Origin of the sequence: Pseudoduganella sp. SL102 (genome assembly GCF_027856995.1) — a bacterium.
In the GTDB taxonomy this organism is placed as follows: Bacteria; Pseudomonadota; Gammaproteobacteria; order Burkholderiales; family Burkholderiaceae_D; genus Rugamonas; species Rugamonas albidiflava.
In genome coordinates, this window is the sequence record NZ_CP115554.1 from 6,528,340 (window position 1) to 6,554,338 (window position 25,999).

Here is a 25,999-nt window from a genome sequence, read left to right on the forward strand (position 1 = left end):
TTTGAGCTGCGGCCGGTGGCAAGCGGCGCGGCCCTGGCTCAACCCTTCGCCATCTCTTCCGAGGCGATATCGGCCAGGTCGATCAGCGCCTGCAATTCCGCGCCGCGCAGCTTGCGCGGTTCACGGTCGATCACGCACAGCGTGCCCAGTGCCAGGCCGGCGGCGTCGCGCAGCGGCACCCCGGCATAGAAGCGGATCTTCGGATCGCCCTGCACCAGCGGGTTGTCGCGAAACCGCGGGTCGGCCGCGGCATCTTCCACCACGAACGGTTCGCCAGCCAGCACCGCATGCGAGCAGAACGCCCACTCGCGCGGCGTTTCCTGCGCCTCGAGCCCCACGCGCGCCTTGAACCATTGCCGGGTGGATGTCAGCAGTGATACCAGCGCGATGGGTGAACCCGTCACTTGCGCGGCGAGACGCACGATGCGGTCGAAACGCGCTTCGGCCGCCGTGTCGACCAGCCGCGACGTTTCCAGCGCAGCCAGGCGCGCCGCCTCGCCCCGGTCCACGGGATAGCCGGGCGCCTGGTGCGGCTGGAATTCGGCCGGCGAGACAGGCGACAGGGCCGCCTCCACGGCCTGGCCGACAGTGGCGGCCGAGCCGCCGGGCGTGCGTTCGAGCAGCCTGTCGATCGCGGAAAGCCGGGTGCGCCGATGCCCGCCCGGTGTCTTCCAGGAGGCGATCGCGCCGCTTTCCATCCACATCTGGACGGTACTGGTGGCAACGCCGAGCAGGCGCGCCGCGGCGGTGGTGGTCAGGATGGGATCGTCGGTATCGCTCATGTTCATAAAAACCTCTGCATGGGCAACAGTATACCGGGTTCGACGGGAATTTAACGAATTTGACGAACACGCGTCACAATCCGTCAAATTCGTCAAATATTGTTGAGTTACGGAAATTAATACCGCATAATCTCGCTCAGTTTCATCAAATCGATTTCTCAACCACTCTTATATCGGCCCCTGTCATGCACGCCTTCCGTCACGCAAGCATCGCTACCAAGCTGTACTCGGCCTTTGCCCTGGTCCTGCTGTTTACCGTCATCCTTGCCGTCTTCTCGATCGCACGCGTGAACCAGATCGATGCGGCGCTCGACAGCGCCAACGCATTGCGCCGCACCCAGCTCGACCCGCTGCTGGACGCCCGCGAGGCGCTGGCGCAGACCGGCATCGCGGCGCGCAATGCCTTCATCTTCCACGACACCGCGGCAGCCGCGCGCGAACTGGATATCGTCGACCGGCAAAAGGCGCTGTACCTGGCCGAACTGGACAAGCTGGAGCCGCTGCTGCGCGACCAGGCGCAATTCGCCAAGGTCCGCGAAGGCATGCTGCAGATGGCGCGCGAGCTGGAGCGGCCACGCAAGTACCGCGCGGCGAACGAGATGGAAGCATACGGGGTGTTCCTCGTCGAGGAATGCAGCCCGCTGCGCCGGCGCATCGTGGCCGACATCGAAGTGCTGATGAGCGAGCTGGAACAGCGCAACGAAGTCGCCACCGCTGCCGCCAGTGAACAGGCAGCGTCGGCGCGCTGGTGGATCGGCGCGCTGGCCATCGTCTGCGCCCTGCTGTGCGTGGCCATCGGTACCGCCATCGTGCGCGGCCTGCTGCGCCAGCTGGGCGGTGAACCCGGCTACGCCACCAGCGTGGCACGCGCCATTGCCCGGGGCGAGCTGCACGTCCCGGTGGATACCGGCCGCGCCCATGAAAAAAGCCTGCTGCACGCCATGGGCTCGATGCGCGACGGCCTGGCCGGCATCGTCACCGAGGTGCGCGGCGGCACGGTGGCGATCGCCTCGGCTTCCGCCGAAATCGCTTCGGGCAACGCCGACCTGTCGGCCCGCACGGAAGCACAGGCACAGGCGCTGGTGCGGGTGACGGCGTCGATGGAGCAGCTGGTCGATTCCGTCCGCACCAATGCCGGCTACGCGGAAGAAGCGAGCACCCTGTCGCGCCAGGCCTCGGATGTGTCGCGCCAGGGCGGCGAGGCGGTGGACAGCATCGTCGCCACGATGAACCTGATCGGCGCATCGTCGAAGAAGATCGTCGACATCATCGCCGTGATCGACGGCATCGCCTTCCAGACCAATATCCTGGCGCTGAATGCGGCCGTGGAAGCGGCCCGCGCCGGCGAACAGGGGCGCGGCTTCGCCGTCGTCGCCAGCGAGGTGCGCAACCTGGCGCACCGCTCCGCCGCCGCCGCGAAGGAAGTCAAGCAGCTGATCGAGGATTCGGTCGCCAAGGTCGATACCGGCACGGTGCTGGTGGGCGCCGCGGGCACCACCATGAAGGACGTGGTCGAGGGCATCGCCCGCGTGTCGGCGATCATGGAAAACATCTCGGCCGTGACGCGCACGCAAAGCAGCGACATCGAATCGGTCGGCCAAGCCATCGGCCAGCTGGATGCGATGACGCTGCAGAATGCCGCGCTGGTCGAGCAGGCATCCTCGGCGGCGCAAGCGCTGCGCCACCAAGCCGACCAGCTGGCCGGCGTCGTCGACACGTTCCAGCTGGAGCCCGCCAAAGCGGCCTCCCCCAGGCTGGCGCTGGCCGGCGCCTGAATCAGGAACCGGTGGCGTTCGGACACCTTGCAAAATAAATGGTGACTGTCACCGTTTTAAATAAATGGTGACTGTCCCCGTTTTTGAGAACGCATGCATTCACCCCAACAGCGAAACGCTGGGGTCAGACCCGCTGGGTCTGACCCCGGAATTTGCACTTGGGGTGGACTCAACCAAGCCGCATTAATAGATGGTGCCTGTCACCGGCTCTGGCTGGCGTTCGCTTCCCACTCGCGCCGCAGCAGGCCGTACAGCAAGGAATCGCAGACCTCGCCGCCGACGATCCACCGTTCGCGCAGCAAGCCCTCGCGCTGGAAGCCCAGGCGCTCCAGCGCTCCGGTGGACCCGGTGTTGCGGGGATCGACGTCGGCCTCGAGCCGGTGCATGTCCAGCTCGACGAACGCGAATTCCAGCAGCGCCCGCAGCGCTTCGTTCATATAGCCCTTGCCCCAGTGCGCGCTGCCCAGCGCGTAGCCCACCTCGCAGCGGCGGTTCGGCCAGTGCGGCCGGACCAGGCCGCAATTGCCGATCTGCCGGCCGGTCTCGTCGAGGATGATGGCGAAGCGGAAGTGTTCGCGTGCCGCGAACGCCGCGGCATCGCTGGCGATCTGCCGCGCGGGCCGTTCCGGATCGGTCCATGCCGGCTCGCTGAAGTAGCGCATCACTTCCGGATCGCCATGGATCGCCATCAGGTCGTCTTCATCGCCGGGGCGCGGCGGGCGCAGTGTCAGGCGTTCGGTGGCCAGTGTCTTGTCGTAGTCCATCCGGCCATCTTACCCATTGCGTGACGGTTATCGCAAGGACGGCGATGGCGGCGCGGTCCACCCTCCCCCCATTGCCCGGTACAGGTCCACCGACGCGGCCAGCAGCCGCGCGTGCAGCTGCAGGCGCGCCACGTCCGCCGCGTACAGGCTGCGCTGCGCATCGAGTTCCTCCAGGTAGGCCGCATAGCCGTTGGCGTAGCGGTTGTGGGCGATGCGCAGCGTTTCGGCGGCGGTGGCGCGGCGCGCGTCGTTCTGCACCACCTGCTCGCGCAGCCGCGTGATGGCATCGAGGCCGTTTTCCGTCTCGGCGAAGGCCTGCCGCACCGTATTCTCGTAAGCGATGAGCGCCTGGTTGCGCTGCGCGGCGGCCGAATCGGTGGCGGCCTGCACCCTGCCCCCGTCGTACAGCGGCGCCACCAGCGTGCCGGCGAGGCGCCACAGGCGGGTGGGCCCGTGCAGCAGGTCGGACAGCTCGGTGGACTGGATGCCGCCGGCGGCCGTGAGGCGGAAAGTGGGCAGCAACTGGTCGCGCGTGGCGGCCAGCTGGGCGCTGGCGGCGGCAATGGCCTGTTCGGCGCGTGCGATGTCCGGCCGGCGGCGCAGCAGGTCCGACGGCAGGCCGGCCGGCACCGGCGGCGGCACAAGTTCGGCGAGCGCCTTGCCGCGTGCTATCGCGCCGGGCGAAGCACCCGCCAGCAGCGACAGGGCATTTTCCTGCTCGAAGATCTGCCGCTGCAATTGCGGGACCTGTTCGGCCGCCGTGTCGTACTCGGCCTGCGCCTGCAGCCATTCCAGGCGCGAGCTGTAGCCTACCTCGAACTGGCGGCGCGCCAGGTCGCGCGAACGCTCGCGCAGCTGCAGGGTGGCCCGGGCCAGTTCCAGCTGCGCATCGAGCCCGCGCAGGTTCAGGTAGCCGGTCGCCACGTTGGCGGCGATCGACAGCGCCACGGCATCCAGGCTGGCCTGCTCGCCGCGCAGCGTGGCCGCGGCGGCCTCGGTGGCGTTGGCCAGCCGGCCCCACACATCGATCTCGTAGGCCGCCTGGAACTCGGCCTGGAAGGCATTGGCCACGTAGGGCCGTCCCGTCGCGGGCGACAGCGCCCGTGCCCGCGCGGGCGAGGTATCGAACGACAGCGTGGGCTGCTGCGCGGCGGCGGCGGCGCGCACGCGCGCCCGGTAATCCTCGATCCGCTCGCGCGCCAGGCGAAGGTCGCCGTTGTTCGCCAGCGCCGCGGTCACCAGCGCCGCCAGCGCCGGATCGCCGAACCCCTGCCACCATTGCGCATCCACGGGCAACGCCGTGGCCCCCTCCGGGATCGGCGCCCGCCATTGCGCCGGCACCTGGAGCTGCGATGCCGGCGGCGCGCCGACCTTCGCGGCACAACCGGCGAGCGCCGCTGCGACCGTCCCCGCCACGAGCACCGGCACAACAGCCCTCATTGCCGCGCCTCCGCGTCATTGAGCTCGGCCGACGTATCGATGCTGACGATGACGGACATGCCGGGCCGCAGCCGGTCGGCCAGCTTCTGGCCCGGATCGATGCGGATCCGCACCGGAATGCGCTGGGCGATCTTCACATAGTTGCCGGTAGCGTTATCGGCGGGCAGCACGGAAAACTCCGAGCCGGTGGCCGGCGAAATGCGTTCGACCTGGCCGGTCAGCATCGCGCCATCGAGCGCGTCGACCTTGAACGTGGCGCTCTGGCCGACACGCACGCCGTTCATCTGGGTTTCCTTCAGGTTGGCGATCACCCACATCTGGCGCGGCACGAGGCCCATCAGCTGCGCGCCCGAGTTGACGAACGCGCCGCGCCGCACGCCCACCTGGCCCAACTGGCCATCCGACGGCGCCTGGATGCGGGTGTTGTCCAGGTCTACCTTCGCCGCCTTCAGCGCCGCCGCCGCATTGGCCACCGCCGCCTCCAGCGCGGCGCGGTTGACCGTCACCGATTGCGACTGCTGCCGCGAGATTTCCACGTTGGCCTGCGCCTGCGCGACGGCCGCCTGGGCCTGGGCGTGGGCGGCGCGCTGCGCATCGCGCTCGCGCTGCGACAGCGAACCGTCCTGCACCAGCTCCTCGACACGCGCCAGGTCGGCCTTCGCGCGGGTGGCCTGCGCCAGCGCATTGGCCAGCGCCGCTTCCTGCAGGGCGATGGTGGCGGCGGCGCTGCGGCGCGACTGGCCCCAGTTTTCCAGCGCCGCCCGCTGCGCCGCCAGTTGCGCCTCGGCCTGCTGGTAACGCTGCTCGTAGACGCGGCGGTCGATCTCCACCAGCAGGTCGCCCTGCTTCACAGGCTGGAAATCCTGCACGTGCACCTGCGTGACATAGCCGGACAACTGGGTGCCGATCACCGTCACCTGCCCGCGCACCAGCGCGTTCTCGGTCGACACGATCGGGCTGGTGAACGGCGGCAGCCGCCACGCGTACAGCACGATCAGCACGCCCACCAGCGCGACCATCGAAAAGCCGACGATCGCAGCCACTGGTGCGGCCGGTCGGGCTGGCCCGGCGCCGCGGCCGGCGGCGCGGCAGCCGGTGCGGGTGCGGGTGCGGGTGCGGGTGCGGGTGCGGGTGCGGGTGCGGGTGCGGGTGCGGGTGCAGGTGCAGGCGCGGGTGCGGCGGCTGGAGGTGGGGGTGTCGTATCGTTTGCGCTCATGTCGATCCGGAATTATCGAGGGAAACCTTGGCCATGCCCGTCTGGGCATTCTGCACCGGCGCGGCGGACCGGCGCGCAGTGCTCAGTTGCCACAGGTAGTGCGCCAGCATCCACGCCAGCGTGGCCGCGGCGACGATGCTGATCAGCAGGAAGACATCGTTATAGGCGAGGATGTTGGCCTCGCGGGTGGCCGCCGCGCCGAGCGAGGCGATGCCCTGCGCGCTGCGCAGCGCCGGATCGGCCAGCGTACCGGCCAGCGCGGCGCCGCTGCCCTGCACGCGGCTGGCCACCAGCGGGTCGATCAGGGTCAGGTGCTCGACCAGCTGGCTGGAATGGTATTTCTCGCGCAGCACTTGCACCGTACCCACCAGCGCGGAACCCAGCAGGCCGCCCAGGTTCTGCGTCATGGAAAACATCAGCGAAAAGCTGATCAGGTTCTTCGGCTGGGCGATGATCGCGCCGAAGCCGGAGACGAACACGGGGCCGATGAAGAACACGCCGGCGAACGCCAGCAAGGCCTGGCTGATGTACATCTGCGCCGGCCGCGTCAGGTTGGTGGCGTGCGCGTCCATCCAGGCGCCCAGCGCCATCAGCAGCAGGGCGAACATCAGCGATGTCTGTACCCGGCTCGGCGCGATCGTCAGCGCGCTGGCCACCATGCCGGCGATGCTGGCGGCCAGCGTGACGAGCCACAGCTCGCGCATCTGGTCGTTCTGCAGGCCCAGCGCCTGCAGGAAGCCGACCGTGCCGGTGGCTTCCGATTGCACGATCCTGATCAGCACCACGTACAGGGCCAGGCGCAGCATGCTGGCGGTGGTCAGCCAGCGGATGTTCAACAGCGGATTGGCGCGATTGTGCTCGATCGTCACGGCGGCGGTGACCAGCACGATCGACCCGGCCAGGCACCAGCCCAGCCAGGGCGCCTCGAACCACCACACGGTGCGCCCCAGGCCCAGCACCGCACAAAGCAGCGCCACGCCGGGTGCGAACAGCGCGAACGTGAGGAAATCGAGTTTTTCGAACGCGCGGATGCGATCGCCCGGCGGCAGCTTCAGCAGCAGCACGCAGCCCAGCGACAGCAGGCACATGCCCAGCTCGAAGAAATACAGGCCGCGCCATTCGGCGATCTCCAGCAGTTCGGTGGAGAAGATCCGCGCGATCGGCAGCGCCAGCTGCGAGAAGCCCACGCCCAGCACCACGCCCTTCAGCCGGTGCTGCGCCGGGAACCCTTGCAGCGTGTAGTACAGGCCCAGCGTGGTGAGCGCGGCACCCGACATGCCGCTGGCCGCGCGCACCAGGATCGCCGAGCCGAGGCCGTGCACGAACAGGTGGGCCAGCGTGGCCAGTGCGTACAGCACCAGGAACAGTTCGGTGAACAGCCGCAGGCCGTACTGCTGGCGGAATTTCACCAGCAGCAGGTTCATCGACACGCTGGCCATCACGTACACGGCGGGCAGCCACTGTATCTCGGCCGAGTAGACGCCCAGCGAACCTTGCGCATAGACGAGGTTGACGGTGACCAGCGCATTGCCCAGGCCACCCGTCAGCGCGACGATGAAGCCGACCAGCAGGTAGGCCATGCGGCGGGGCGTGGAATGGAGCGGCGACGACGGCGACCCCGGCAACATCGGCCGTTCGTGGGGCTTCCAGGTTTGCGGGGCGTAGACGTCCATGCGGTCTAGAAAAATGCAAGAAAACGGGAAGCAGTACGAAAGGGTTGGATCAGATGATAAAGCCCGGCTGCCGCGCGTGGCGCATGCAACCGGGCCGGGCCTCACCTATGGCAGAGCTGAGGCCCTGCTGGCGGGCAGGCTTACACGGCCGGCGGATCGCTTTCGCGCACCCACACGCGGTGCTGCGCCAGCGCTTCCTTGAACGCGGCCAGCGCGGCGGCGGCATCGACCGGCTGGGCGCCGATGATGCCCGGGTCGGGCGAACCGTCGCGCAGCGCAGCGGGGATGCCGGCCCTGGCCAGCAGCTGCGCGCCGGCATCGACCACCATGATCGGCTTGCAGTGGCGGTACTGCTGCCGCAGGAAGTCGAGCGCGTTCGCATCGGCCGCCAGGGTTTGCGCGCACTGTTCGCCGGCCGGCACCACGACGGCGTCGTAGATCACGGCCGGTCCGGCTTCCAGCGTGATTTCCACGTCCAGCGTGGCGCTGTCGGCACCCGTGACCTGCCCCAGCCGCGAGGACACGACCCGCGGCACCGCGCCATCGGCGAGCAGCGACTCATAGATGGTGCGCACACCGGCCACGTCCACGCCGTCGGCGACCAGGATCGCGACGCGGCGCGTGTGGATGCCCACCTGCCCGGGCCGCGCCAGCAGCGACAGCCCGGCCGACGTGCGGTAGGCCGGCAGCGGCCGCGTGGTGGCCATCGGCTGTGGATCCGGCACCGGCATGCCGAGGCCGGAAGCGACGGCGTTGACCAGCGATGCATCCACATTGGCCAGCATCGACAGCGTGCGCTTGCGGATCGCCGGCACCGTCACGCGCGTGAGTTCGAAGCGGAATGCGCCGATGATGTGGGAGCGCTCGACCGGGGTCTGGCTCTGCCAGAACAGGCGGGCCTGCGAATAGTGGTCGGCGAACAGCTCGGGCTTGCCGCGCACCTTGTCATCCACGAAGGTCTGCTGCGGGAAGCTCGTGAAGCCCATGCGGCCACCCTGGAACGGGCAGCCGCCGCCCAGCGAGTTGGGTTCATAGGACACGCGGCCGCGGTTGATGGTCTGGCGGTGCATGCCGTCGCGCTGGTTGTTGTGTACCTGCGTGACCGGCGCGTTGATCGGGATCTCGTGGAAGTTCGGCCCGCCCAGGCGCGACAGCTGTGTGTCCACATAGGAGTGGATGCGGCCGTGCAGCAGCGGATCGTTGGTGAAGTCGATGCCGGGAATGACATGGGCCGTGCAGAAGGCCACCTGCTCGGTCTCGGCGAAGAAGTTGTCGGGGTTACGGTTCAGTACCATGCGGCCCACCGGCTTCACCGGCACCAGCTCTTCCGGCACCAGCTTGGTGGCATCGAGCACGTCGAACTCGAAGCTGTCGGCCTGTTCCTCGGTGAAGACCTGCAGGCCCAGTTCCCACTCGGGGAATTCGCCCGCCTCGATGGCTTCCCACAGGTCGCGGCGGTGGAAGTCGGGATCGGCGCCGCTGATCTTGACCGCTTCGTCCCACACCAGCGAATGGGTGCCCTGCAGCGGCGTCCAGTGGAACTTGACGAACACCGATTCGCCGGCCGCATTCACCAGGCGGAAGGTGTGCACGCCGAAGCCCTGCATCATGCGGTAGCTGCGCGGGATCGCGCGGTCCGACATGGCCCACATCAGCATGTGCATCGATTCGGGCATCAGCGAAACGAAGTCCCAGAAGGTGTCGTGCGCGCTGGCCGCCTGCGGCATCGCGTTGTGCGGCTCGGGTTTCAGCGCATGCACCAGGTCGGGGAACTTCATCGCGTCCTGGATGAAGAAGACGGGGATGTTGTTGCCCACCAGGTCCCAGTTACCCTCGTCCGTATAGAACTTGACGGCGAAGCCGCGCACGTCGCGCGCGGTATCGGTGGAGCCCCGTTCGCCGGCCACGGTGGAGAAGCGCACGAAGACCGGGGTCTTCTTGCCGGCCTGGGCGAACGGCGCGGCGCGCGTGATGGCCGACAGGTCCTCGTAGCTTTCGAAATAGCCGTGCGCCGCCGAGCCGCGGGCGTGCACGATGCGCTCGGGGATGCGCTCATGGTCGAAGTGCGTGATCTTCTCGCGCAGGATGAAGTCTTCCATCAGCGTGGGGCCGCGCAGCCCCGCCTTCAGTGAATCCTGGTTGTTCGCCACCGGCACGCCCTGGTTGGTGGTCAGTACCTGGTCGCTCGCATCGGCGCGCACGCGGTCCAGCGGCGCATTGGTGTTGTTGACGCCGATCGGCGGCTGGCCACCGCCGGTCTTCGGCGAGGCGATGCCTTCCGCCGCGGTGCTGGCGGTGGCGAGATCGGTCGACGGCTTGGCGGTCTGCCCGGTTTGCGGGGTGCGCGCGGCATCGCCGTACTCGCCGGCCTTGTTGGCGTTATGCGTGGTCTGCGCGGCCAGGTCCATGCCACCGGCCTGCTTTTCCAGCAGCACGTCGCCCTGCGGATTGTTGTTGCCCAGCGATTGCGGCGGCGCCGCGCTGGAAGGACCTGAAACAGTGGAGAGGATGGAGCCGGCACCGTCGACGCCGGAGGACTGCCTGGTGGGAGGGGTGGTCATTGGGTCCTTGAAAATGATCGGAATACTGTGTGTTGCCGTGATCGGCGATGCCCGGGCACAAAGACGCCCGGCCGTGCACGATCACATGCAGGGCCGGGCGTGGCCCTCCGCAAGCCATCACGGAAGGCAAATCAGCTGCGAGCGGCGCGGCCGAAGCCGCACCGTCATGGCGCTCAATGGCGGCGCGAACCCAGCAGCTTCGAGACGGCGTAGCCGGCGGCCAGCGCCACCAGCACGGACGTGCCCGGGCTGTTGCGCACATAGCTGCGGCCCGTTTCGGCCAGGCGGCCGTAAGCGACGTTCAGGTCGGCGGCTTTCTGGCTCAGCTTTTCGGATACGACGCTGGCCTTGCTGGAGACTTTTTCCACGGTGTCGTGGGCCTTGCCGACCAGCTGGTCGGTGGTCGCCGGCACTTTCTCGGCCAGCTTCTCGACCGTGCTGTGCACTTTCTCGGCGGCGGCGGGCACCTTGTCGGCGATCTTGTCGACGGCGCTGTGCGCGGCGGTAGCGGCCTTGTCGGCGGCGGGCTGCACCTTGTCGGCAGCCTTGTCGATGGTGTTATGCGTGTCGGTACGGTTGGTGGTATTGCCGATCGGCGTCACGGTGCCGGTCGCATTGATGGTCGATTTTTCGTTGTCCATGATCGGTATCCTCTTGGTTGGTGTGTTTGCAGGGTCAACGATAGGCCGTTCAGGGGCGCCGCACAGTGCGGTGCATAACAAAGCGGCAATGCCGTCATGCCCGGTGCGCCGCCCGCGCGGCCTTTGTGGCAAGCTTGGCCCGTTCCAGCAACGGAGGTGCGTCATGTTTCCTGTCTCTGCAGTGACCGAACCGTCCGGCATGGCCACCCTGTTCGGCACGGCTGGCGTGGGTGCCGCGCCCGCGCAGGACGACGTGGCGCTCAGCTCCGACGTCGACGTATCGTCGCTGGGCCAGTTCATGGGCACGCTGGCGCTGGCGCAGAAACGGCTGGGCGAGCTGGCCGCCGCGAGCGGTGGCCGCATCACGGACGCCGAGCTGGAACAGCTGGGCACCGCCGCGGGCGAACTGGTGGAAGCCTTCAACGTGGGCCGCGCCATCGACACGCTGGCGCCGCCATCGGGCGAACCGTTGCCACCCAATGCCCTGGCGGGCCGCCTGGCGCAAGCCTTCGACGAGCAGCGCGCCGGGCTGGCACGGCTGGGCATCGATCTCGCCCCTTCCCTGCTGGGCGACGACGGCGACATGCTGGCCGTCGACGAAGGCCGGCTGCTGGCCGCGTTCCAGGCCGACCGCCAGGGCACGCTGGACGCGCTGGCACGCGCCGCGGGCAGCTTCGACGAGGCGGCCAGCGCACTGGCGCAGGAGCGCGATGCCATCGGCCCGGACGGCAATTCGCTGCAGCCGCCCGCCACCACGAACCTGCCGCCGAGCGAGATCAGCGACGCGGCGTTCCGCAACGCGCTGCGCGATACCGCCGTGCAGCCCAACCAGCAGAATGCCGCGGCCGACGCGCCCGGTGCCTCCGACCAGGCGGAACAAGGCGGGCAGGCGCGCCAGCCCGAGGCGCCGCAGATCGCCGGCTCCGGGACGCCCGCGGCCATGCTGAACAACCAGGCCGCCGAGCTGACGGCCGCGCAGTCCCGCGACAGCGCCAGCGGTGCGCTTGGCCCGGCCAATGCGCAGGCACCGCAGAGACCGGAGCAGCAGGCGCCTGCGCAGCAAGCCCTGGCACAGCAAGGGCCCACGACACAAGGCCCGGGGCAGCAAGGGCCGACGGAGCAAGTGGCGACGCCCCAGGTAGCCGGGCCGCAGGTTCCCGCGCAGCAGGTCCCCGTGCAGCAAACCCCGACGCAACAAGCTCCGACGCTGCAAGTCCCGGCGCAGCAAGTCCCCACGCAGCAAGTTCCCAACTATGCGCAACCGGCGACGGCCAGCCCGTTGCCGGCCGCCGCCAACCGCACGCCGTCGACCCCGGCCGAGACGGCCGCCGCCCAGCAGGCGGTGCGCGATACCGTGCAGCCGCCGCCCACTCGCGTGACCGGTGCCACCGGCGAGGCGCAAGCCAATCCGGTGCAGACACCGCCGGCAGCGACGACATCGCCCGACCAGGCCAACGCCGAAGCCCTGGCCCGGCAACTGGCGGCCGAACGCTTTGCCGCCGAGCGGGCGGCCGTGGCGGACAATGCGCAAGCGCGGCGCGAACAGGTACAACGCGACGACGCGGCACGGCTCGAGCGCGACCGCGCCGCGCTGGTGCAGCAGGATCGCGCGGCCGCGGACCGTGTTGCCGCCGACCGTCTTGCCGCGAACCGTCTTGCTGCCGCGCGGGCGGCGGCGGACGATGCGGAACTGCGGCGCCAGCAAGCGCAGCGCGACGACACCGCGCGGCTCGACCGCGCCACGCTGACGCAGCAGGAACGCGCGGCCGCCGACCGCCTGGCACTGGCGCGGCAGACTGCGAACGAGGCGCTGGCCGAACAGGAAGGCATCGTCACGCAGGACCAGCGGCTGCAGGAAGTGCGCGCCGCGGCGCTGCGCCAGCTGACGACCACGCGCGATGAGGACGTCGCCGCGCAGCAGCTTGCCGATCGGCTGGACGACGCAGCCCGGCAGGAAGTTCGCCAGGATACGCTGGGGCAGACCGACCGGCTGGCGCAGGACCGCCTGCTGGAGGCACGCCGCGCGGCGGCCGGGCTGGCGCAGGGCACGCGGGAAGATGCGCTGGTCGAACAGCAGCTTGCGCAGGTGCGCCTGGCGGCCACGCGGCAGGCCGAGGATGCGCGCCAGGCTGCCGCACTGACCGATGCCGAGAATGCGCGCCAGCGCGATGCGCTGCGGGTATTGCAGGAACAGGGGGCGGAACGTGCGCAAACCATCCTCGATCAGGAACGGCTGGCCCTGCGCACCCAGCAGGCCGCCGGCGCGGCTGGCAGGGGAACCGCTGCCGGTGCCACGGCATTGACCGGCATGGCCAACGAGCAGGCCGCGGCCGGCGCCGCGGCGGATGCGCAGATCGCCGCCGATGCGACCGCCGGTGCCGCCGCCACGGCCCAGGCGGCGGCCGACGCGGCGGCTGCGGCGCAGGCTTCGCTGGGCACGCCGGCCAATCCGGCGGCGGGCACCACGGCCGGTGGCACGCCGACGGCAACGGGTGCGCCGGCCGGCACGGTCCCGGGAGCCGCGGGAGCGCCGGGCGCGAACGCCGCTGGCACGGCTGCCGCCAACGCGGGCGCCAACAATGCCCCACGGGCGCCGAACGCGGCCGATCCTTCCACGGCCGCGGGCATCGCCGCGCAGTACCTCGCCGGCGGCATCGGCGGCGGCCCGAACGCGAATTCCGCGCCGCCACCGCGCAACGAGATCAACCCGGCAGTCCGGCCGGTTACCCGTACGGGCACGGTGCCGCCGGTGTGAACGGCGGCCCTGCCGGCGTGTGGCAGGGCATGGGGCATCGGCATGGACATGTGACAAAGCTTGCTCCCGTCGCGAGAACGTGGATAATTCACGCTACTCAAGAATAACGACGGGAGATCCGATGAGACACACGCACTTGGCCGCCGCGCTCGCGCTGGCGGCAATGTCGGCAATGGCGGCCGGCGCCGCCGCGCAGGAAACCGTGGTTCGCATCGGCCACAGCGGGCCGCTGTCCGGGGCGCAGGCTTTCTCCGGCAAGGACAATGAAAACGGCGCGCGGCTGGCGGTCGAGGAGCTGAACGCGAAGCCGGCCACGATCGGCGGCAAGAAGCTGCGCTTCGAGCTGGTCTCCGAGGATGACCAGGGCGATCCGAAGGCCGGCGTCAACGTCGCGCAGAAGCTGGCCGATGGTGGCGTGCGCTACGTGGTCGGTCCCTACAACTCGGGCGTGGCGATCCCCGCATCGCGCGTATATGCGAATGCCGGCATGGTCGTGGCCAGCGTCGCCTCGAATCCGAAACTCACGCAGCAAGGCTACAAGAACCTGTTCCGCGTGAACGCCAGCGATACGCAGCTCGGTTCGCGCATGGCGCTGTACGCGGCGAAGGAACTGAAGATCAAGACAGTGGCGGTGATCGACGACCGCACCGCCTTCGGCCAGGGCCTGGCCGAGGAATTCAAGCGCGCCGCCCGCGCCGCCGGCATGACGGTGGCCGGCCACGAATACACCACCGACAAGGCGGTCGATTTCACTTCCATTTTGACCAAGCTGCGGCCGAAGAACGTGGAAGCGATCTTCTTCGGCGGCTATGCGCCGCAGGGCGGCCCGATGGCGCGCCAGATCCGGCAACTGGGCATCAAGGCGAAGCTGCTGGGCGGCGACACCATCTGCACCGCCGAGATGGGCAAGCTGGGCGGCGATGCCGTCGGTGCCAACGTGCTGTGCTCGCAGGGCGGCGCCCTGCTCGACAAGGCCGCCAGCGGCCCCGGCTTCAAGGCGAAATTCAAGAAGCGCTTCAATGCCGAGCCGGACGTGTACGCCGCCTCGTACTACGACGCCGTCCACCTGTTCGCCCAGGCCATGCAGCAGACCAATTCCGCCGAACCCGCGAAGGTGGGCGCCGCGATTTCCGCCGGTTCCTACCAGGGCGTGGCGGGCACCTACGCCTTCGACGCAAAGGGCGACATGAAGGCCTCGCCGGTAACGATCTACACCTTCAAGGGCGGGCAGCCAAGTGCGTTGACGAGTTATTGAACGTCGATCGCAACCATGTCAGTCATGATTGCCCATTATCAACATACTCCTGCGGGGCTCGCGTAATGTTTCTCATAGGCATCTATAGGATGCCGATGACATTATGGAGCCCCGATGAGCGACCAGAGCAATCCTACCTTTCCCGGCTCTCCAGCCAACGACCCAAGGGAAGCACTACTCGCCGGGAAGACCGGCATAACGCTCTTGAAGGACCGCCACCTCAAGGTGATACTGCGCATGCCGCTTCCCGGCATCGTCATCTTCGTTCATGGCGTGAATTCGGACGGCGAATGGTACGAACAGACCGAGCAGGGATTGTGCGAGGGACTCAATGCCCGCCTGAAGCGGCGGGACGGGGACATGGCCCATCCGACTGTGGAAGGCGGCCAGATCACGCCGGGCACCTACCTGCCGGAACTCACGGACGATGGTTTCATCAATCCGGACCGGTCCTTCAAGAATTTTATCGGCAACGATGACCAGTTCACCCCCGTCATTCGCTTCCGCTGGGGTTACAAGGCCAGCGCGAAGGAACTGCAGGATTACGGCGATTCGATCCACCTGAACGAAAAGGACTACTGGGGTGGCGGTCCATTCGCCAATGGCTGCACGGCCTTGTCGGACCTGTGGAGCGCAGGCCTGTCCGAAAAGCTGTTCCTCTGGCTGCACGTGCAGCACCTCAATCCCGTCAACAATCGCAACGTGTACTCCTGCCCGCCCCGTCCTTACTTCGTGGTGGCGGCGTTGAGGCTGGCGAAGTTGATCAAGTCGATCCGCGAACGGCAGGCCGACGTACCCATCACGATCGTTTGCCACAGCCAGGGCAATATGGTCGCCATGGCGGCAGCGTTCCTGGGCGACCGAATGAAAAATGTGCCCGATCGCTCCGGCAAGACGGGGCGCTGCGTGGCGGACAATTATGTGCTGTGCAATCCGCCTTACAGCCTTCTCGACAAGAACCTTACCGAGAACTGGACCGAAAGCCACATGGAGGACCGGCACGGTGGGTCGGGACGCGTCACGCTCGATGCACGCATCAATACCATGCGGGCGTTCTTCGACATCATCCGCGGCCAGGCTTCCACCGAGCAGAGTGCCGCAAGCATCGATGAGTACATGGCCAACAAGCGGCGCGGTTTCGATATCCAGGCGGACCGGATGGCGTATGGGTATGGCATCCGTCCGCGCACCTGCGGCCGCGTCACGCTGTATTGCTGCCCGCATGACCAGGTCATTTCGGCATTGAGCGTGCAGGGTATCGGCTGGCGCGGCATGAGCGCGCAGGAAATCGATGCCACCGGCGGGACGGGCGTATTTTGCCAGCGCGTATTCGCGCAAGGGCACGAGATAGGCAGGAAGGGACCTTATCACTACTGGGACAACCACTATGCCAAGCCGGAAAAAGGCAGTGATGGTTTCTGGATACCGCGCTCGCCGGCGGCCAGTTACTCCGTTTCAAAAGGCCTGCTCTCCAGTCGCGATTGCTTCGGGTGGATCATGACGTTCCTGACTGCGCCACTGATGATCTCCGCGACGAAGGTCGTTACCATGCGCGTGAACGCGCTGCCGGACAAGAAGTGGAGTATCCCGGTCGACGCGCCGGAGCTGACGCCTCCATTTTTCCCAGCGAGCATACGTTTTGGCCAGATCGCCGGTTTCGACCAGCACTATGACGTTCCCGGCCATGACCGCGACCCTGGCCGCGAACGCGAGGCGGACGACCCCTACGCCGTTGTCACGCCGATCGACGCACGCGACGGCGAGTCGCCGCGCGAAGCCACCGATGCCGGCAAGGGTGACAGGAACAGCGAGGCACGGATGCGCTACGAAGATCGCGGTTTTCTGCGCATGCAGGCGAAACGGGAAAAGCGCGCCAGGAACGACGAGCGCATCGAGGGTGAAATGATGGGTGGCAGCGTGTCGAAGGAACACAAGGAATGGCGCGACCAGCACATCAAGACCAACATGGCGGCCAACCTGGATGCCAACGCCACGGACCACTCCACCATCATGACCAATCCGGAACATGCGGAAAAGGCGCTAGCTTATGACGTGGCGGTGGGGATGTGCGTGATTCCAACGACGGAGTTGCATGAGTTGCGTATGGCGGCGGACTGGCGGTTGAGCAAAGGGCTACCGGACGACAATGAACAGATACCGCTGTCCGAATATTTTGAAAGCGGCACATTGGACAACGTGTCACTTCCCAAATGGGTAGGCACAGCTGGTAGTGAAGGCAGCATGCCTGAGAAGATCGATGATCGCCGAGAAAATCCTGCCCCTACCCCCATACCGCTACCCGGAGACTGAGAATGAAAGCACGACGTTCAATACATTTCCGCCGACTTATATACGCCTTTTTGATAGCTATCTTCGCGATCGGGGCGATCTATTACATTCGGCAAGCTAATTTTGAACCCATCCGGCCTCTATCTGATGGAGACACCATGATCCGCTTCGTTTCGTTAGGTGTACTTGCAGCCATTGCTTCTTTTTCTCTGCTGACCGCCTGCAAGAACGCCCCTGCTTCGATTGCCGCGACTTCTTCTGTAGCCGCTGTCGAGCCGTTGCCGTCCCATGCTAAACCATTCATGGCGCAAGTAGTCGGCGTCCAGTGGCTGAATCCTTTGCAGCGACGCGATTATCCAACCGAATGGCAGCTGCTGTGGACGCTCGGTCTGGCAAAGCCCAACAAGGCCGACGACATGGTCGAAGCCAAACCCAAGAAATATTCAGTGCTGCAGGCGGTCGGCCCAATTGCAGCCGGGAACGACGGCAGAGAGACGTTCAAGGGATTTCATCATAAGTATCTGAAAGAACTAACCTTGCCGCTTTTCGGACCATACTTCAAATACTCGACGTATTTCTACAACGCCCATTCGACCGAAGACAAATCGACGTGGCGAGAGTTGGCTGGTATTCATGTCGAGTACGCGCTACCGGAAGGCAGGCTCGATCCGGAGGAAGCAAAGAATTACCTACGCGAACGCATTGCGGGTTTGTTCAACATTGGAAATCTCCACTTCCCCACGACTTGGTCGCGCAGTACCCCGCCTGACGTACATGTGCACATGGGGGGCCCCAACGCCGGCTTTACTTCTCTCTCCGCTGCGCTCGACTACCTGCAAGCCCATCCAGACGAAACGGTATGGGCGATGAATTGGGATGCGCCGAATTTCCCGCCGAAGGATGAGCAAATCAACGAAAACATGGTCCTTCTCGTCCTCGCCGGCCCCAGCTACAAAACCGGGCGCAACGCCCTCGCCTGGATCGGTCATCCCGCCAGCCGCAGTGCGGCTGATTTCGAGGCGAAGAAGGGGCTGCCGTCACGTCCCGTCCAGGCATGGCAAGCAACGGTGATGACGGCAGCGGCCAACGCGGGAAAGGAACCGATTGACATCGGCTACACGATCCACGATGCCAACAATACCCACCAGGATTCGCCGGATCGCCTCGGCAACCTGGCGCAAACGTTGACGATGGAAGTGCCGGAACTCGACTTCGGCAAGCAGAGCTTCAACACCCCCGCACTGCTGGGTGAAATGGGCGCGGGCACGGCGCTAACGAACGTGGCACTCGGCATTGCATACGCCAACCACCTCGGCAAGAACGTGCTGGTGGCCGGCACCTCGGATCTGTCCAGACCAACGGCGGTGCTGGTCGTGCCACCCGAGAAAGTGCGGCCCATCGATCATGAGGTGCCATGGTTCCGCGCACGAAGCGAAGCTGCCGCCTATCTGATGTGGTGGGGCTTGCGGCACGATGCGGAGGCATTCATGCAGGGGTATTCCGAGTGAGGGCATCAACATTCCAACCACCATCCATGACCTGCGGCTGGCGTGCGCGGCGCAGATGGCGATGATCAAGACCGAGAGCCTGAAGATCCGCACGGTGTTCGGCATGGCCAGCCTGTTCGGGCTGGACATCTGCAAGAAGCTGCAGGTCACCAAGGCCGATGCGCCGGCCGGGAAATACGATACGGTGACGATCGAGGAAGGCGAACGGCGCCTGGTGCTGCAAGGCTCGCAGTCAAAGCCGCCGCAACTGGACCACACGGGCTGGTCGGACGAAGCCCGCATCAGCTACACGCTGGATAGGCAGGCCATGCAGTGACAGCGGTGCAATGACAGCGACGCTGCGGCGACCGGCGCCAGTTCGCCGCGCCGATTCGTTGGCTCACTTGCCCGCATAGTACCGCGCCAGCTCCGCCACCTCCTGGTCGCTCAGGTTGCGCACCGCATTCCTCATCTGGGCATTGACATCGTTGCGCCGCGTGCCGTCGCGGAACGCCAGCAACTGCTGGTGCAGGTACGATTCGGGCAAGCCGTCGAGCCAGGGCGATGCCGGCTTCTTCACTTCGATCGCATGGCAGGATGCGCAGGCACCCACGTTGCGCATCGGGTCGCCGTTGCGCACCAGGCGCGGCGTGTGCTGGTCGATCGGGTCGGAGAGCCGTTCGCGGGGCAGGTAGGCGTAATACGCAGCCAGGTCGCGCATGTTCTCATCGGATAGTTCTTCGACCAGTGGGCGCATGATGGCGCTGGCGCGGTGGTCCGACTTGTAGTCGCGCAGTTGCTTGTAGGTGGCGGCGGCGGGCTGGCCAGCCAGGTGCGGCGAGCCGGCGGGACTCATGCCGCGCGCGCCATGGCACATCGTGCAGCGCATCGCCAGCGTGGCGCCGCGGCCGATCGACGCGCTGTCGGCAGGCGCCATCATTTGCGCCATCACGATCACGTTGCTGGAGCGGCGCCCCGTTTCCTCCAGCGCGGGAGTGTAGTACTGGCCAGGTGCACCGGCGGCGCGGCAGATCGATTCCCACAGGCTCACCATCGCATCGCGGGCTTGTGCGCGCGGTATCCACACGAAGCCGACCAGCGCCGAAACCAGTGCGATGGCCAGCAGCGCGAGCACGCTGCCGGTGAACCACCGGTTCTTGAGGGAGAACGATTTTTCGGCGTTCATGGCTGGCTCCCGATCGGCACCGCCGGCACGGAAGTCTGCGGCAGCGCCATCAGCTGCATGATCGGGAAGCCGTAGTTGACGACCGACAGCCCGATCATCAGTGCCAGCCATATCGCATAGCCGTTCAGGGCGGCCGGCGTGCGCTCGGCGTGGACGGTTTGGCTGAACGTGAATTCAGGCAGCTCCACGAGCGAACTGCGGTGTCCGCGCGCCAGCACCAGCAGGAACAGCAGGCCCGATATCACCAGCAGCAGGCCGCCGATGAACGTGATGATCACGGTGATGGCCTGGGGAGCGATGTGCGGATCGCTGTAGTCGAAATAGGCCATGCGGCGCGGCATGCCGAGGATGCCGACCACGTGCCATGGGAACGTGAGCACGATCATGCCCACGAACCACAGCCACAGCTGCCAGCGCATCGCCCTGCCGTTCTTCAGCTCGCGGCCGGTGAGGTGCGGCCACAGGTCGTAGGCCACCGCAAAGTACATGATCACGATCGCACCGCCAAAGATCAGGTGGAAGTGGCCGGTGATCCATTGCGTGTTGTGGATGGCGAAGTCGAGCTGGTAGCTCATGTTGATCAGGCCCCCTGCCCCGCCAAAGCCCAGCATGATGAAGGAGAATGCCACCGCCAGCATCATCGGGTTATGCCACGGCAGGCGCTTTACCCAGCCGATCGCGCCGGTGCCGCCGCGCAGCCGGCCGGCGATTTCCACCGAGGCGGTGATCGTGAAGATCGTCAGCAGGGTCGGCACCGAGACGAGGCCGGTAAACACGGCGTGCAGGAACTTCACGCCGGAACCCACTTGCGGATCCTGGAACAGGTGGTGCACCCCGATCGGCATCGAGAACACGAGGAACAGGATGAACGACAGGCGCGCCATCGTGTCGCTGTACAGCCGGCCGCCGATGGCGCGCGGCACCAGTGTGTAGAACGCGATGTATGCCGGCATCAGCCAGAAGTAGACGATCGCATGCAGGGTCCACGAGAAGAATACCCGCGCCAGCCCGGCATCGATGGTATGCCTGAAACCCAGCGCGACCGGCAGGATCTGGAACAGGATTTCGATCGCCGCGCCGAGCGATGTCCAGGCCCACAGGTAGGCGCCGGCCACGTTGGCGAACATCGGCAGCGGCACCACGGCGCCGGGGTGCGCCTTGCGCCAGGCGCGCAGGTTCACCGACATCAGTGCCACCCAGATCCATGATCCGACCACCACGAGCACCACGCCGATATAGTAGAACGGGTTGCCGATCAGCGGCGGATAGAACGTGTACAGCACCGAGGCCAGGCCCATCGATACGGGTATCATCGCCGTGATGGTGCCCACGACCACCAGGCCGAAGCCGGCCCACGCCCAGCGCCTGCCGATCAATGATTGTTTGAGCGACAGTTCCACGATCGCATAGCCGAACCCCATCGCCACCAGCGTAGGGAACACGTAGCCCATCGCCGAACCATGCGCGGTCACCGAACGGTAGTACAGCTCGGGGTTGCCGATCCAGTCGCGCAGCGGACTGCGGATGTACATCTGCCATTCGCCCAGCACCAGGGCGATGAAGAACGCGACGAACGCGATCCAGAAGTGCCACAACACCAGGCGCCGGGTATCCGGGCTGAATTCAACGCTTGACACAGCTCGCCCTCCCGTTGGCCATGGCCCTGTCGAACTCCTGCTGCTCGACCACCTTCACGCGCGCCCACATCGCCGCGTGGCCGATGCCGCAGAACTCATGGCACGGCATGACGAAGTCGCCGGTGCGGTGGAACCTGGCGCTGAACGTGGAAATGTAGCCGGGCGCCAGCATCACGTTGACATTGGTTTCGCTGATCGAGAAGCCGTGCACCACATCGGAACTGGTGCCGCGGATGAGCACCGGCGTATCCTTCGGCACCAGAACGCACTGCGGCGTGAATGCATACTGGCTGGCCAGCAGGCGCACCGTCACCGAGCCATTCGGTTCGCGCGCGGAACCCAGGTTGGCTTCGACGAATTCGCCGGACAGGTGCAGCGTGGCCGGATCGATGGTTTCCATGCGCTGCGCCGGCATCGTGATCCAGTGAAGGCTCATGTACGCCATCATGCCGGTCAGGAAGACGATGATGGCGCCGACGATCCAGGCCCAGCGCGTTTCCGCCCTGGCCGCGACGGCATGCGCGTGAGCGCCATGGGAATCCTGCGCGGCCATCTCAGGCTCCTCCGCGCGCAACGAATACGAGCAGGTAGAACGCCAGCCAGATGGCCAGCACGATGGCCACCGCCGTGCCGGCGACGGCGAACGCGCCGCGTGGACCTTGCGCCACGATCGCTTCGACACGCTGCTGGTCGGGTTCCCGTGAGTCCGAAGGTTCGACGAACATGCTTTCTCCTACTCGATGGTGGCGGAACGCAGCGCATTGACATCGCGGGTGCCGACGGCGCCGGCGCGGTTGCCCCACGCATTGCGGATGTAGGTGACGACGGCGGCGATCTCGCCATCCGACAGCTCGTGCGCGAACGGCGGCATTCCGTACGGCATCGGGTTCTTCTTCGTACCGGGCGGGTAGCCGCCATTGAGCACCATCCGCACCGGATTCACGGCCGATGTCATGATGATCGACTGGTTGTTGGCCAGCGGCGGGTAATGCGGCAGCTTGCCCTTTCCTTCCGCACCGTGGCAGCTGGCGCACTTGTCGGCATAGATGCGGCGGCCTTCCGAAAACATCTGGTTGGCGTCCGCGCGCAGCGGCGCGTTGGTCGGCGCCGGGCGCGGCGGCTCGTCGCTCGGCAGGCTTTTCAGGTAAACGGCCATGGCGCGGATGTCGTCGTCCGTCATGTGCTGCAGGCTGTTGTAGGTGACTTCCGCCATCGGCCCGTAGACCGTGCCGCGGTTCGAGACGCCCACCTGCAGCAGGTCCATGATGTCCTTCAGCGCCCAGTTGCCCAGGCCTGCCTCCTTGTTCGACGTGAGCGACGGCGCATACCAGTTCTGCATCGGGATCAAGCCGCCGCGGAACGCTTCCTGCTGCGACGAGCCGCCCAGCGCGTTGATCGGCGTATGGCACATCGCACAGTGCCCCAGGCCTTCCACCAGGTAGGCGCCGCGGTTCCATTCGGCCGATTTCGCGCGGTTTGGCTGGTACTCGCCTTCCTGGAAATACAGCGTGCGCCAGCCGATCAGCAGGTTGCGGTTGTTGTACGGGAAGCGCAGGTCGTGCTCGCGCGTGACCAGGCGCACCGGCGGCACCGAGCGCAGGTAGGCGAAAATCGCATCGCAGTCCGCGCGCGTGACCTTCGTGTAGCTGGCGAAGGGCATGGCGGGATACAGCAGCTTGCCGTCGCGGCCGCGGCCCGTGTGCATCATCTGGTAGAACTCTTCGGCAGTCCAGCGGCCGATGCCCGTTTCCGGATCGGGTGTGATGTTCGGCGCGAACAGCGTGCCGAACGGCGTGGGCATGGGACGGTTGCCGGAAAAGATCTTGGCACCGGGGACCGTATGGCAGGCGATGCAGTCGCCGGCCTGGGCCAGGTATTTGCCGCGCTCGATCAGCGCCGACTGCGCCGGCTGCGTGGCGGCGGGGCGCTGCACGGCGGGCGCTCGCGACTGGGCGGCCAGTTGCGGCAGCGCGAGCATTCCACCCAGCAGCAGCAAGGGCGGCACGACAAAGGCGAAAGCGGGATGGACGCGAATCAGGCGCATGGCGGGCTCCTAGCGATGACTGCCGCAAGCCATGGGCAGCGCCACCTTCGCGGCCCTGGCGGGCCGCACGCCGGGATCGACGGGCAGCGAGGCGAGCCAGGCCGACACGGCGGCCACTTCCGGCTCGGTGAGGCTGGCGGCGATGACCTGCATGCAGTCCGGCGCGATCGCGGTGCGCAAGCCGTAACGCCAGGCGCCGAGCTGCGCGCTCACGTAATCGGCGCGCAGCCCGAGCAGGCCGGGAATGCCGGGTTCGCGCCCCGCCAGCCCGGTGCCATGGCAGGTGGCACAGGCCGGGATCTTGCGCCCCGGGATACCTTCGTTGACGATGCGCCGACCATCCACCAGTTGCTGCGCGGGCCGGTTCACGGCCGGTTGCCGCAGCGGTGGCGGGTCCTGCTGCGCGAAGTATTCCGCCATCTTCATCAGGTAGCCGTCGGGCAGGTAGGCCAGCATGTAGTTCATCGGCAGGTACTTGCGCCGGCCGTCGCGGAAGGCCACCAGCTGGTGATACAGGTAGCCGGCGGGCTTCCCGGCGAGGCGGGGGAAATAAACGTTCTCGACACCCCTGCCCTGGACACCGTGGCAGCCGATGCAGGCGCGCACGCGCTCTTCCATCGTGTCGGGCAGGCGCTCGGCGGCCGGTTGGGGCTGCGCGCCAGCTGCACCGGGTGCAAGCAACGCGGCAACGGCGGCCGCCACGACGACCCGCCGGAATCCTGAAACGGCCGAACGAATGCTGTCCACGACAACGACCTCCTTCCTGCGGCAACAGGAGAACCTGTTACCGGGGCTGGCTGGAAAAGTTATCGATACGGTAGCACAGTGTGGTAAAAGGCCACGCGCTGTATTGGCGCGTGCGCGACACTCCGCCCGCAGCGGCGGCCAGGCGCATTCGTCTCCTCTCCACGACCGAGGGAGCGGCTATCGGCAGGCTTCAGCCGACCGCCCGGCTGGCCACGTGCAGGCCGGGCCGGCCGTAGAATTCCAGCGCCTTGACGGTGTTGCGGCCGTCGCGCTTGGCGGCGTACAGCAGCTGGTCGGCCAGCTCGATGACGGCTTCCTGCGGGAAGCGGGCGGCGACGTTGGCGAAGTTGACCGAGGTGACGCCGAAGCTGGCCGTCACGCCGACCGACTTGCCGGGCGTGGTCTCGGTGGTCATGGTGGACAGCGCGGCGCGCATCCGCTCGGCCAGGTGCACTGCGCCGGCCAGGTCGGTTTCGGGCAGCACCAGCAGGAATTCCTCGCCGCCGAAGCGGATCAGGTTATCCACGTTCTCCCGGATCATCCCGCGCAGCAGCGTGGCGAATGCCACCAGTACCCGGTCGCCCGCCGCGTGGCCATAGGTGTCGTTGACGGACTTGAAGTAATCGATGTCGCAGGCGATCACGGCGACGCTGAGGCGGAAGCGGCGCGCCCGCGACAGCTCCATGTTCAGCAGCTCCTGCTGCAGGTAGCGCCGGTTGTGGCACCCCGTCAGCGGATCGCGCTCGGAAAGGTTCTTCAGCACCGACTGCACGCGGAACTCCTCGCGCCGGATGATGTTGTAGCGGCGCGCGGCGATGAAGCCGAAGCAGTTCGCCAGCGACAGCAGCATGACCATCGTCAGCTGCTCCTGCCCGGTCAGGCGGCCCGTGACCAGCGCAACGGCGATGAACACGAGCGTGGAGATCACGCCGATGGCCAGCGCGTACAGCAGCCGGTTCGGAATGTACAGGTACACCACGAGTACCATCAGCCCCATCGACATCGCGTGCCAGGATAGCTCGGCCGGCCTTGCCAGCACGATCGGCGCGAAGGCCAGCATGCCGACGATCTCGGTGACGCTTGCCGTCAGGTAGACCCGGCCGACCGAATGCGGATGCAGGTGATTGGTGACGCAACTGGCGACAGCCACCACGGCGACCGCGGCACGGCAGCCGAACAGCATCAGCGACAGCGGCGAAAGTCCCAGCGCCAGCACGTCGGTGATTGCAAAGACGAGGTAAACGGCGGCACAGAACAGCAGCGTGGTGCGCAGCTGTTCCTTGGTCTGCGGCAGCAGGTGATGGCTGAAATGCGCTTCGATCGTCCTGTCGGTGAATTCTGCCGAGAGGCGGGAGATCGCGAACGCCGCGTCATGAACCGGGGGTGACACGTCTCCTCCTGATACTGATGAGCCCGCCAAGCGGGTAAACGGGGGATATTGTAAACGTATCCCTGAAGACATTTCTCACTAATAGTCACCCACGGCAGATATTTGTAATGAAATTACGACAGCTTCGACGACGCCGGGCACGAATGTGCAAAGGTAATCTCACCAATTTGCATTTTAGCAAAAATCATGCCGCAAGAGAAATTTATTATTTTGATAACGATACAATAATAGTTGCATAATTGCACTATTCCTCGCCGCACTGCCCGCAGGTGCACAAACCAGCAACCGCGAGTGGAGGTGACGACGTCCGGGAAAGGAGCTTCGCGCGGACCGCGCCAGAAAAAAAAAGACCGCGGC

The 25,999-nt window shown here is 66.6% G+C and carries 20 protein-coding genes; 6 read left to right on the top strand and 14 right to left on the bottom strand.

All coding sequences use genetic code 11. From position 1 onward, the window contains the following. Positions 1-38: 38 nt before the first annotated feature. Positions 39-782: a GAF domain-containing protein gene (locus OU994_RS27640; RefSeq protein WP_307731756.1), complete on the bottom strand. Its 744-nt coding sequence runs from the start codon at positions 780-782 to the stop codon at positions 39-41. Between the two features lie 185 nt (positions 783-967). Between OU994_RS27640 and OU994_RS27645 the strand changes: the two genes are divergently transcribed. Continuing rightward, on the top strand, positions 968-2,557 hold the full coding sequence (locus OU994_RS27645) for a methyl-accepting chemotaxis protein (protein ID WP_281608514.1): 1,590 nt from the start codon (positions 968-970) through the stop codon (positions 2,555-2,557). Between the two features lie 200 nt (positions 2,558-2,757). Here the strand turns inward: OU994_RS27645 and OU994_RS27650 are convergent, their stop codons facing one another. The 6 genes from OU994_RS27650 to OU994_RS27675 all read right to left on the bottom strand — a co-directional run bounded on the left by OU994_RS27650 (position 2,758) and on the right by OU994_RS27675 (position 10,852). Beyond that, entirely contained in the window at positions 2,758-3,321 is a 564-nt protein-coding gene (locus OU994_RS27650) for a GNAT family N-acetyltransferase (RefSeq protein WP_281608515.1), read from the bottom strand. 27 nt (positions 3,322-3,348) lie between these two features. Continuing rightward, positions 3,349-4,761: an efflux transporter outer membrane subunit gene (locus OU994_RS27655; RefSeq protein WP_281608516.1), complete on the bottom strand. Its 1,413-nt coding sequence runs from the start codon at positions 4,759-4,761 to the stop codon at positions 3,349-3,351. Continuing rightward, on the bottom strand, positions 4,758-5,804 hold the full coding sequence (locus OU994_RS27660) for an HlyD family secretion protein (RefSeq protein WP_307731757.1): 1,047 nt from the start codon (positions 5,802-5,804) through the stop codon (positions 4,758-4,760). The genes OU994_RS27655 and OU994_RS27660 overlap by 4 nt, the downstream gene beginning before the upstream one ends. A 169-nt stretch (positions 5,805-5,973) precedes the next feature. After that, positions 5,974-7,650, bottom strand: a complete 1,677-nt coding sequence (locus tag OU994_RS27665) for an MFS transporter (protein ID WP_281608517.1) — start codon at positions 7,648-7,650, stop codon at positions 5,974-5,976. Positions 7,651-7,790: 140 nt separating this feature from the next. Further along, entirely contained in the window at positions 7,791-10,211 is a 2,421-nt protein-coding gene (locus tag OU994_RS27670; RefSeq protein ID WP_281608518.1) for a catalase, read from the bottom strand. Positions 10,212-10,384: 173 nt separating this feature from the next. After that, positions 10,385-10,852, bottom strand: coding sequence for a hypothetical protein (locus OU994_RS27675; RefSeq protein WP_281608519.1), 468 nt, complete (start codon positions 10,850-10,852; stop codon positions 10,385-10,387). A 163-nt stretch (positions 10,853-11,015) separates the two neighbouring features. On the opposite strand from OU994_RS27675, the gene OU994_RS27680 reads away from it, so the two are divergent. From OU994_RS27680 to OU994_RS27700, 5 genes are all read left to right on the top strand, one after another. Beyond that, positions 11,016-13,607 (top strand): hypothetical protein, encoded by a 2,592-nt coding sequence (locus tag OU994_RS27680; RefSeq protein ID WP_281608520.1) that lies wholly within the window; start codon positions 11,016-11,018, stop codon positions 13,605-13,607. Positions 13,608-13,728: 121 nt separating this feature from the next. Next, positions 13,729-14,862, top strand: coding sequence for a branched-chain amino acid ABC transporter substrate-binding protein (locus tag OU994_RS27685; protein ID WP_281608521.1), 1,134 nt, complete (start codon positions 13,729-13,731; stop codon positions 14,860-14,862). A gap of 114 nt (positions 14,863-14,976) precedes the next feature. Next, positions 14,977-17,172 (top strand): DUF3274 domain-containing protein, encoded by a 2,196-nt coding sequence (locus tag OU994_RS27690; RefSeq protein ID WP_281608522.1) that lies wholly within the window; start codon positions 14,977-14,979, stop codon positions 17,170-17,172. Between the two features lie 2 nt (positions 17,173-17,174). Next, complete coding sequence (locus tag OU994_RS27695; protein ID WP_281608523.1) at positions 17,175-18,659, top strand: virulence factor; 1,485 nt, start codon at positions 17,175-17,177, stop codon at positions 18,657-18,659. Between the two features lie 61 nt (positions 18,660-18,720). Further along, entirely contained in the window at positions 18,721-18,975 is a 255-nt protein-coding gene (locus tag OU994_RS27700; RefSeq protein ID WP_281608524.1) for a hypothetical protein, read from the top strand. Positions 18,976-19,038: 63 nt separating this feature from the next. On the opposite strand, the gene OU994_RS27705 is transcribed toward OU994_RS27700, so the two are convergent. From OU994_RS27705 to OU994_RS27735, 7 genes are all read right to left on the bottom strand, one after another. Continuing rightward, positions 19,039-19,824 (bottom strand): c-type cytochrome, encoded by a 786-nt coding sequence (locus tag OU994_RS27705; RefSeq protein ID WP_281608525.1) that lies wholly within the window; start codon positions 19,822-19,824, stop codon positions 19,039-19,041. Next, positions 19,821-21,422, bottom strand: a complete 1,602-nt coding sequence (locus tag OU994_RS27710) for a b(o/a)3-type cytochrome-c oxidase subunit 1 (RefSeq protein ID WP_281611739.1) — start codon at positions 21,420-21,422, stop codon at positions 19,821-19,823. Before OU994_RS27710 ends, OU994_RS27705 begins: the two co-directional genes overlap by 4 nt. A gap of 25 nt (positions 21,423-21,447) precedes the next feature. Beyond that, on the bottom strand, positions 21,448-22,014 hold the full coding sequence (locus tag OU994_RS27715; protein ID WP_281608526.1) for a cytochrome C oxidase subunit II: 567 nt from the start codon (positions 22,012-22,014) through the stop codon (positions 21,448-21,450). Position 22,015: 1 nt separating this feature from the next. After that, positions 22,016-22,186, bottom strand: coding sequence for a hypothetical protein (locus OU994_RS27720; protein WP_281608527.1), 171 nt, complete (start codon positions 22,184-22,186; stop codon positions 22,016-22,018). 8 nt (positions 22,187-22,194) lie between these two features. Continuing rightward, positions 22,195-23,439: a cytochrome c gene (locus OU994_RS27725; RefSeq protein ID WP_281611740.1), complete on the bottom strand. Its 1,245-nt coding sequence runs from the start codon at positions 23,437-23,439 to the stop codon at positions 22,195-22,197. 75 nt (positions 23,440-23,514) lie between these two features. Next, positions 23,515-24,186, bottom strand: a complete 672-nt coding sequence (locus OU994_RS27730; RefSeq protein WP_373922633.1) for a cytochrome c — start codon at positions 24,184-24,186, stop codon at positions 23,515-23,517. 256 nt (positions 24,187-24,442) lie between these two features. After that, on the bottom strand, positions 24,443-25,642 hold the full coding sequence (locus OU994_RS27735; RefSeq protein ID WP_229420685.1) for a GGDEF domain-containing protein: 1,200 nt from the start codon (positions 25,640-25,642) through the stop codon (positions 24,443-24,445). Positions 25,643-25,999 lie beyond the last annotated feature (357 nt).

Coding starts and splice junctions, on each gene's coding strand:
- OU994_RS27640 (WP_307731756.1), bottom strand. CDS start 782: ATGAGCGATACCGACGATCCCATCCTGACCACCACCGCCGCGGCGCGC.
- OU994_RS27645 (WP_281608514.1), top strand. CDS start 968: ATGCACGCCTTCCGTCACGCAAGCATCGCTACCAAGCTGTACTCGGCC.
- OU994_RS27650 (WP_281608515.1), bottom strand. CDS start 3,321: ATGGACTACGACAAGACACTGGCCACCGAACGCCTGACACTGCGCCCG.
- OU994_RS27655 (WP_281608516.1), bottom strand. CDS start 4,761: ATGAGGGCTGTTGTGCCGGTGCTCGTGGCGGGGACGGTCGCAGCGGCG.
- OU994_RS27665 (WP_281608517.1), bottom strand. CDS start 7,650: ATGGACGTCTACGCCCCGCAAACCTGGAAGCCCCACGAACGGCCGATG.
- OU994_RS27670 (WP_281608518.1), bottom strand. CDS start 10,211: ATGACCACCCCTCCCACCAGGCAGTCCTCCGGCGTCGACGGTGCCGGC.
- OU994_RS27675 (WP_281608519.1), bottom strand. CDS start 10,852: ATGGACAACGAAAAATCGACCATCAATGCGACCGGCACCGTGACGCCG.
- OU994_RS27680 (WP_281608520.1), top strand. CDS start 11,016: ATGTTTCCTGTCTCTGCAGTGACCGAACCGTCCGGCATGGCCACCCTG.
- OU994_RS27685 (WP_281608521.1), top strand. CDS start 13,729: ATGAGACACACGCACTTGGCCGCCGCGCTCGCGCTGGCGGCAATGTCG.
- OU994_RS27690 (WP_281608522.1), top strand. CDS start 14,977: ATGAGCGACCAGAGCAATCCTACCTTTCCCGGCTCTCCAGCCAACGAC.
- OU994_RS27695 (WP_281608523.1), top strand. CDS start 17,175: ATGAAAGCACGACGTTCAATACATTTCCGCCGACTTATATACGCCTTT.
- OU994_RS27700 (WP_281608524.1), top strand. CDS start 18,721: ATGATCAAGACCGAGAGCCTGAAGATCCGCACGGTGTTCGGCATGGCC.
- OU994_RS27705 (WP_281608525.1), bottom strand. CDS start 19,824: ATGAACGCCGAAAAATCGTTCTCCCTCAAGAACCGGTGGTTCACCGGC.
- OU994_RS27715 (WP_281608526.1), bottom strand. CDS start 22,014: ATGGCCGCGCAGGATTCCCATGGCGCTCACGCGCATGCCGTCGCGGCC.
- OU994_RS27720 (WP_281608527.1), bottom strand. CDS start 22,186: ATGTTCGTCGAACCTTCGGACTCACGGGAACCCGACCAGCAGCGTGTC.
- OU994_RS27725 (WP_281611740.1), bottom strand. CDS start 23,439: ATGCTCGCGCTGCCGCAACTGGCCGCCCAGTCGCGAGCGCCCGCCGTG.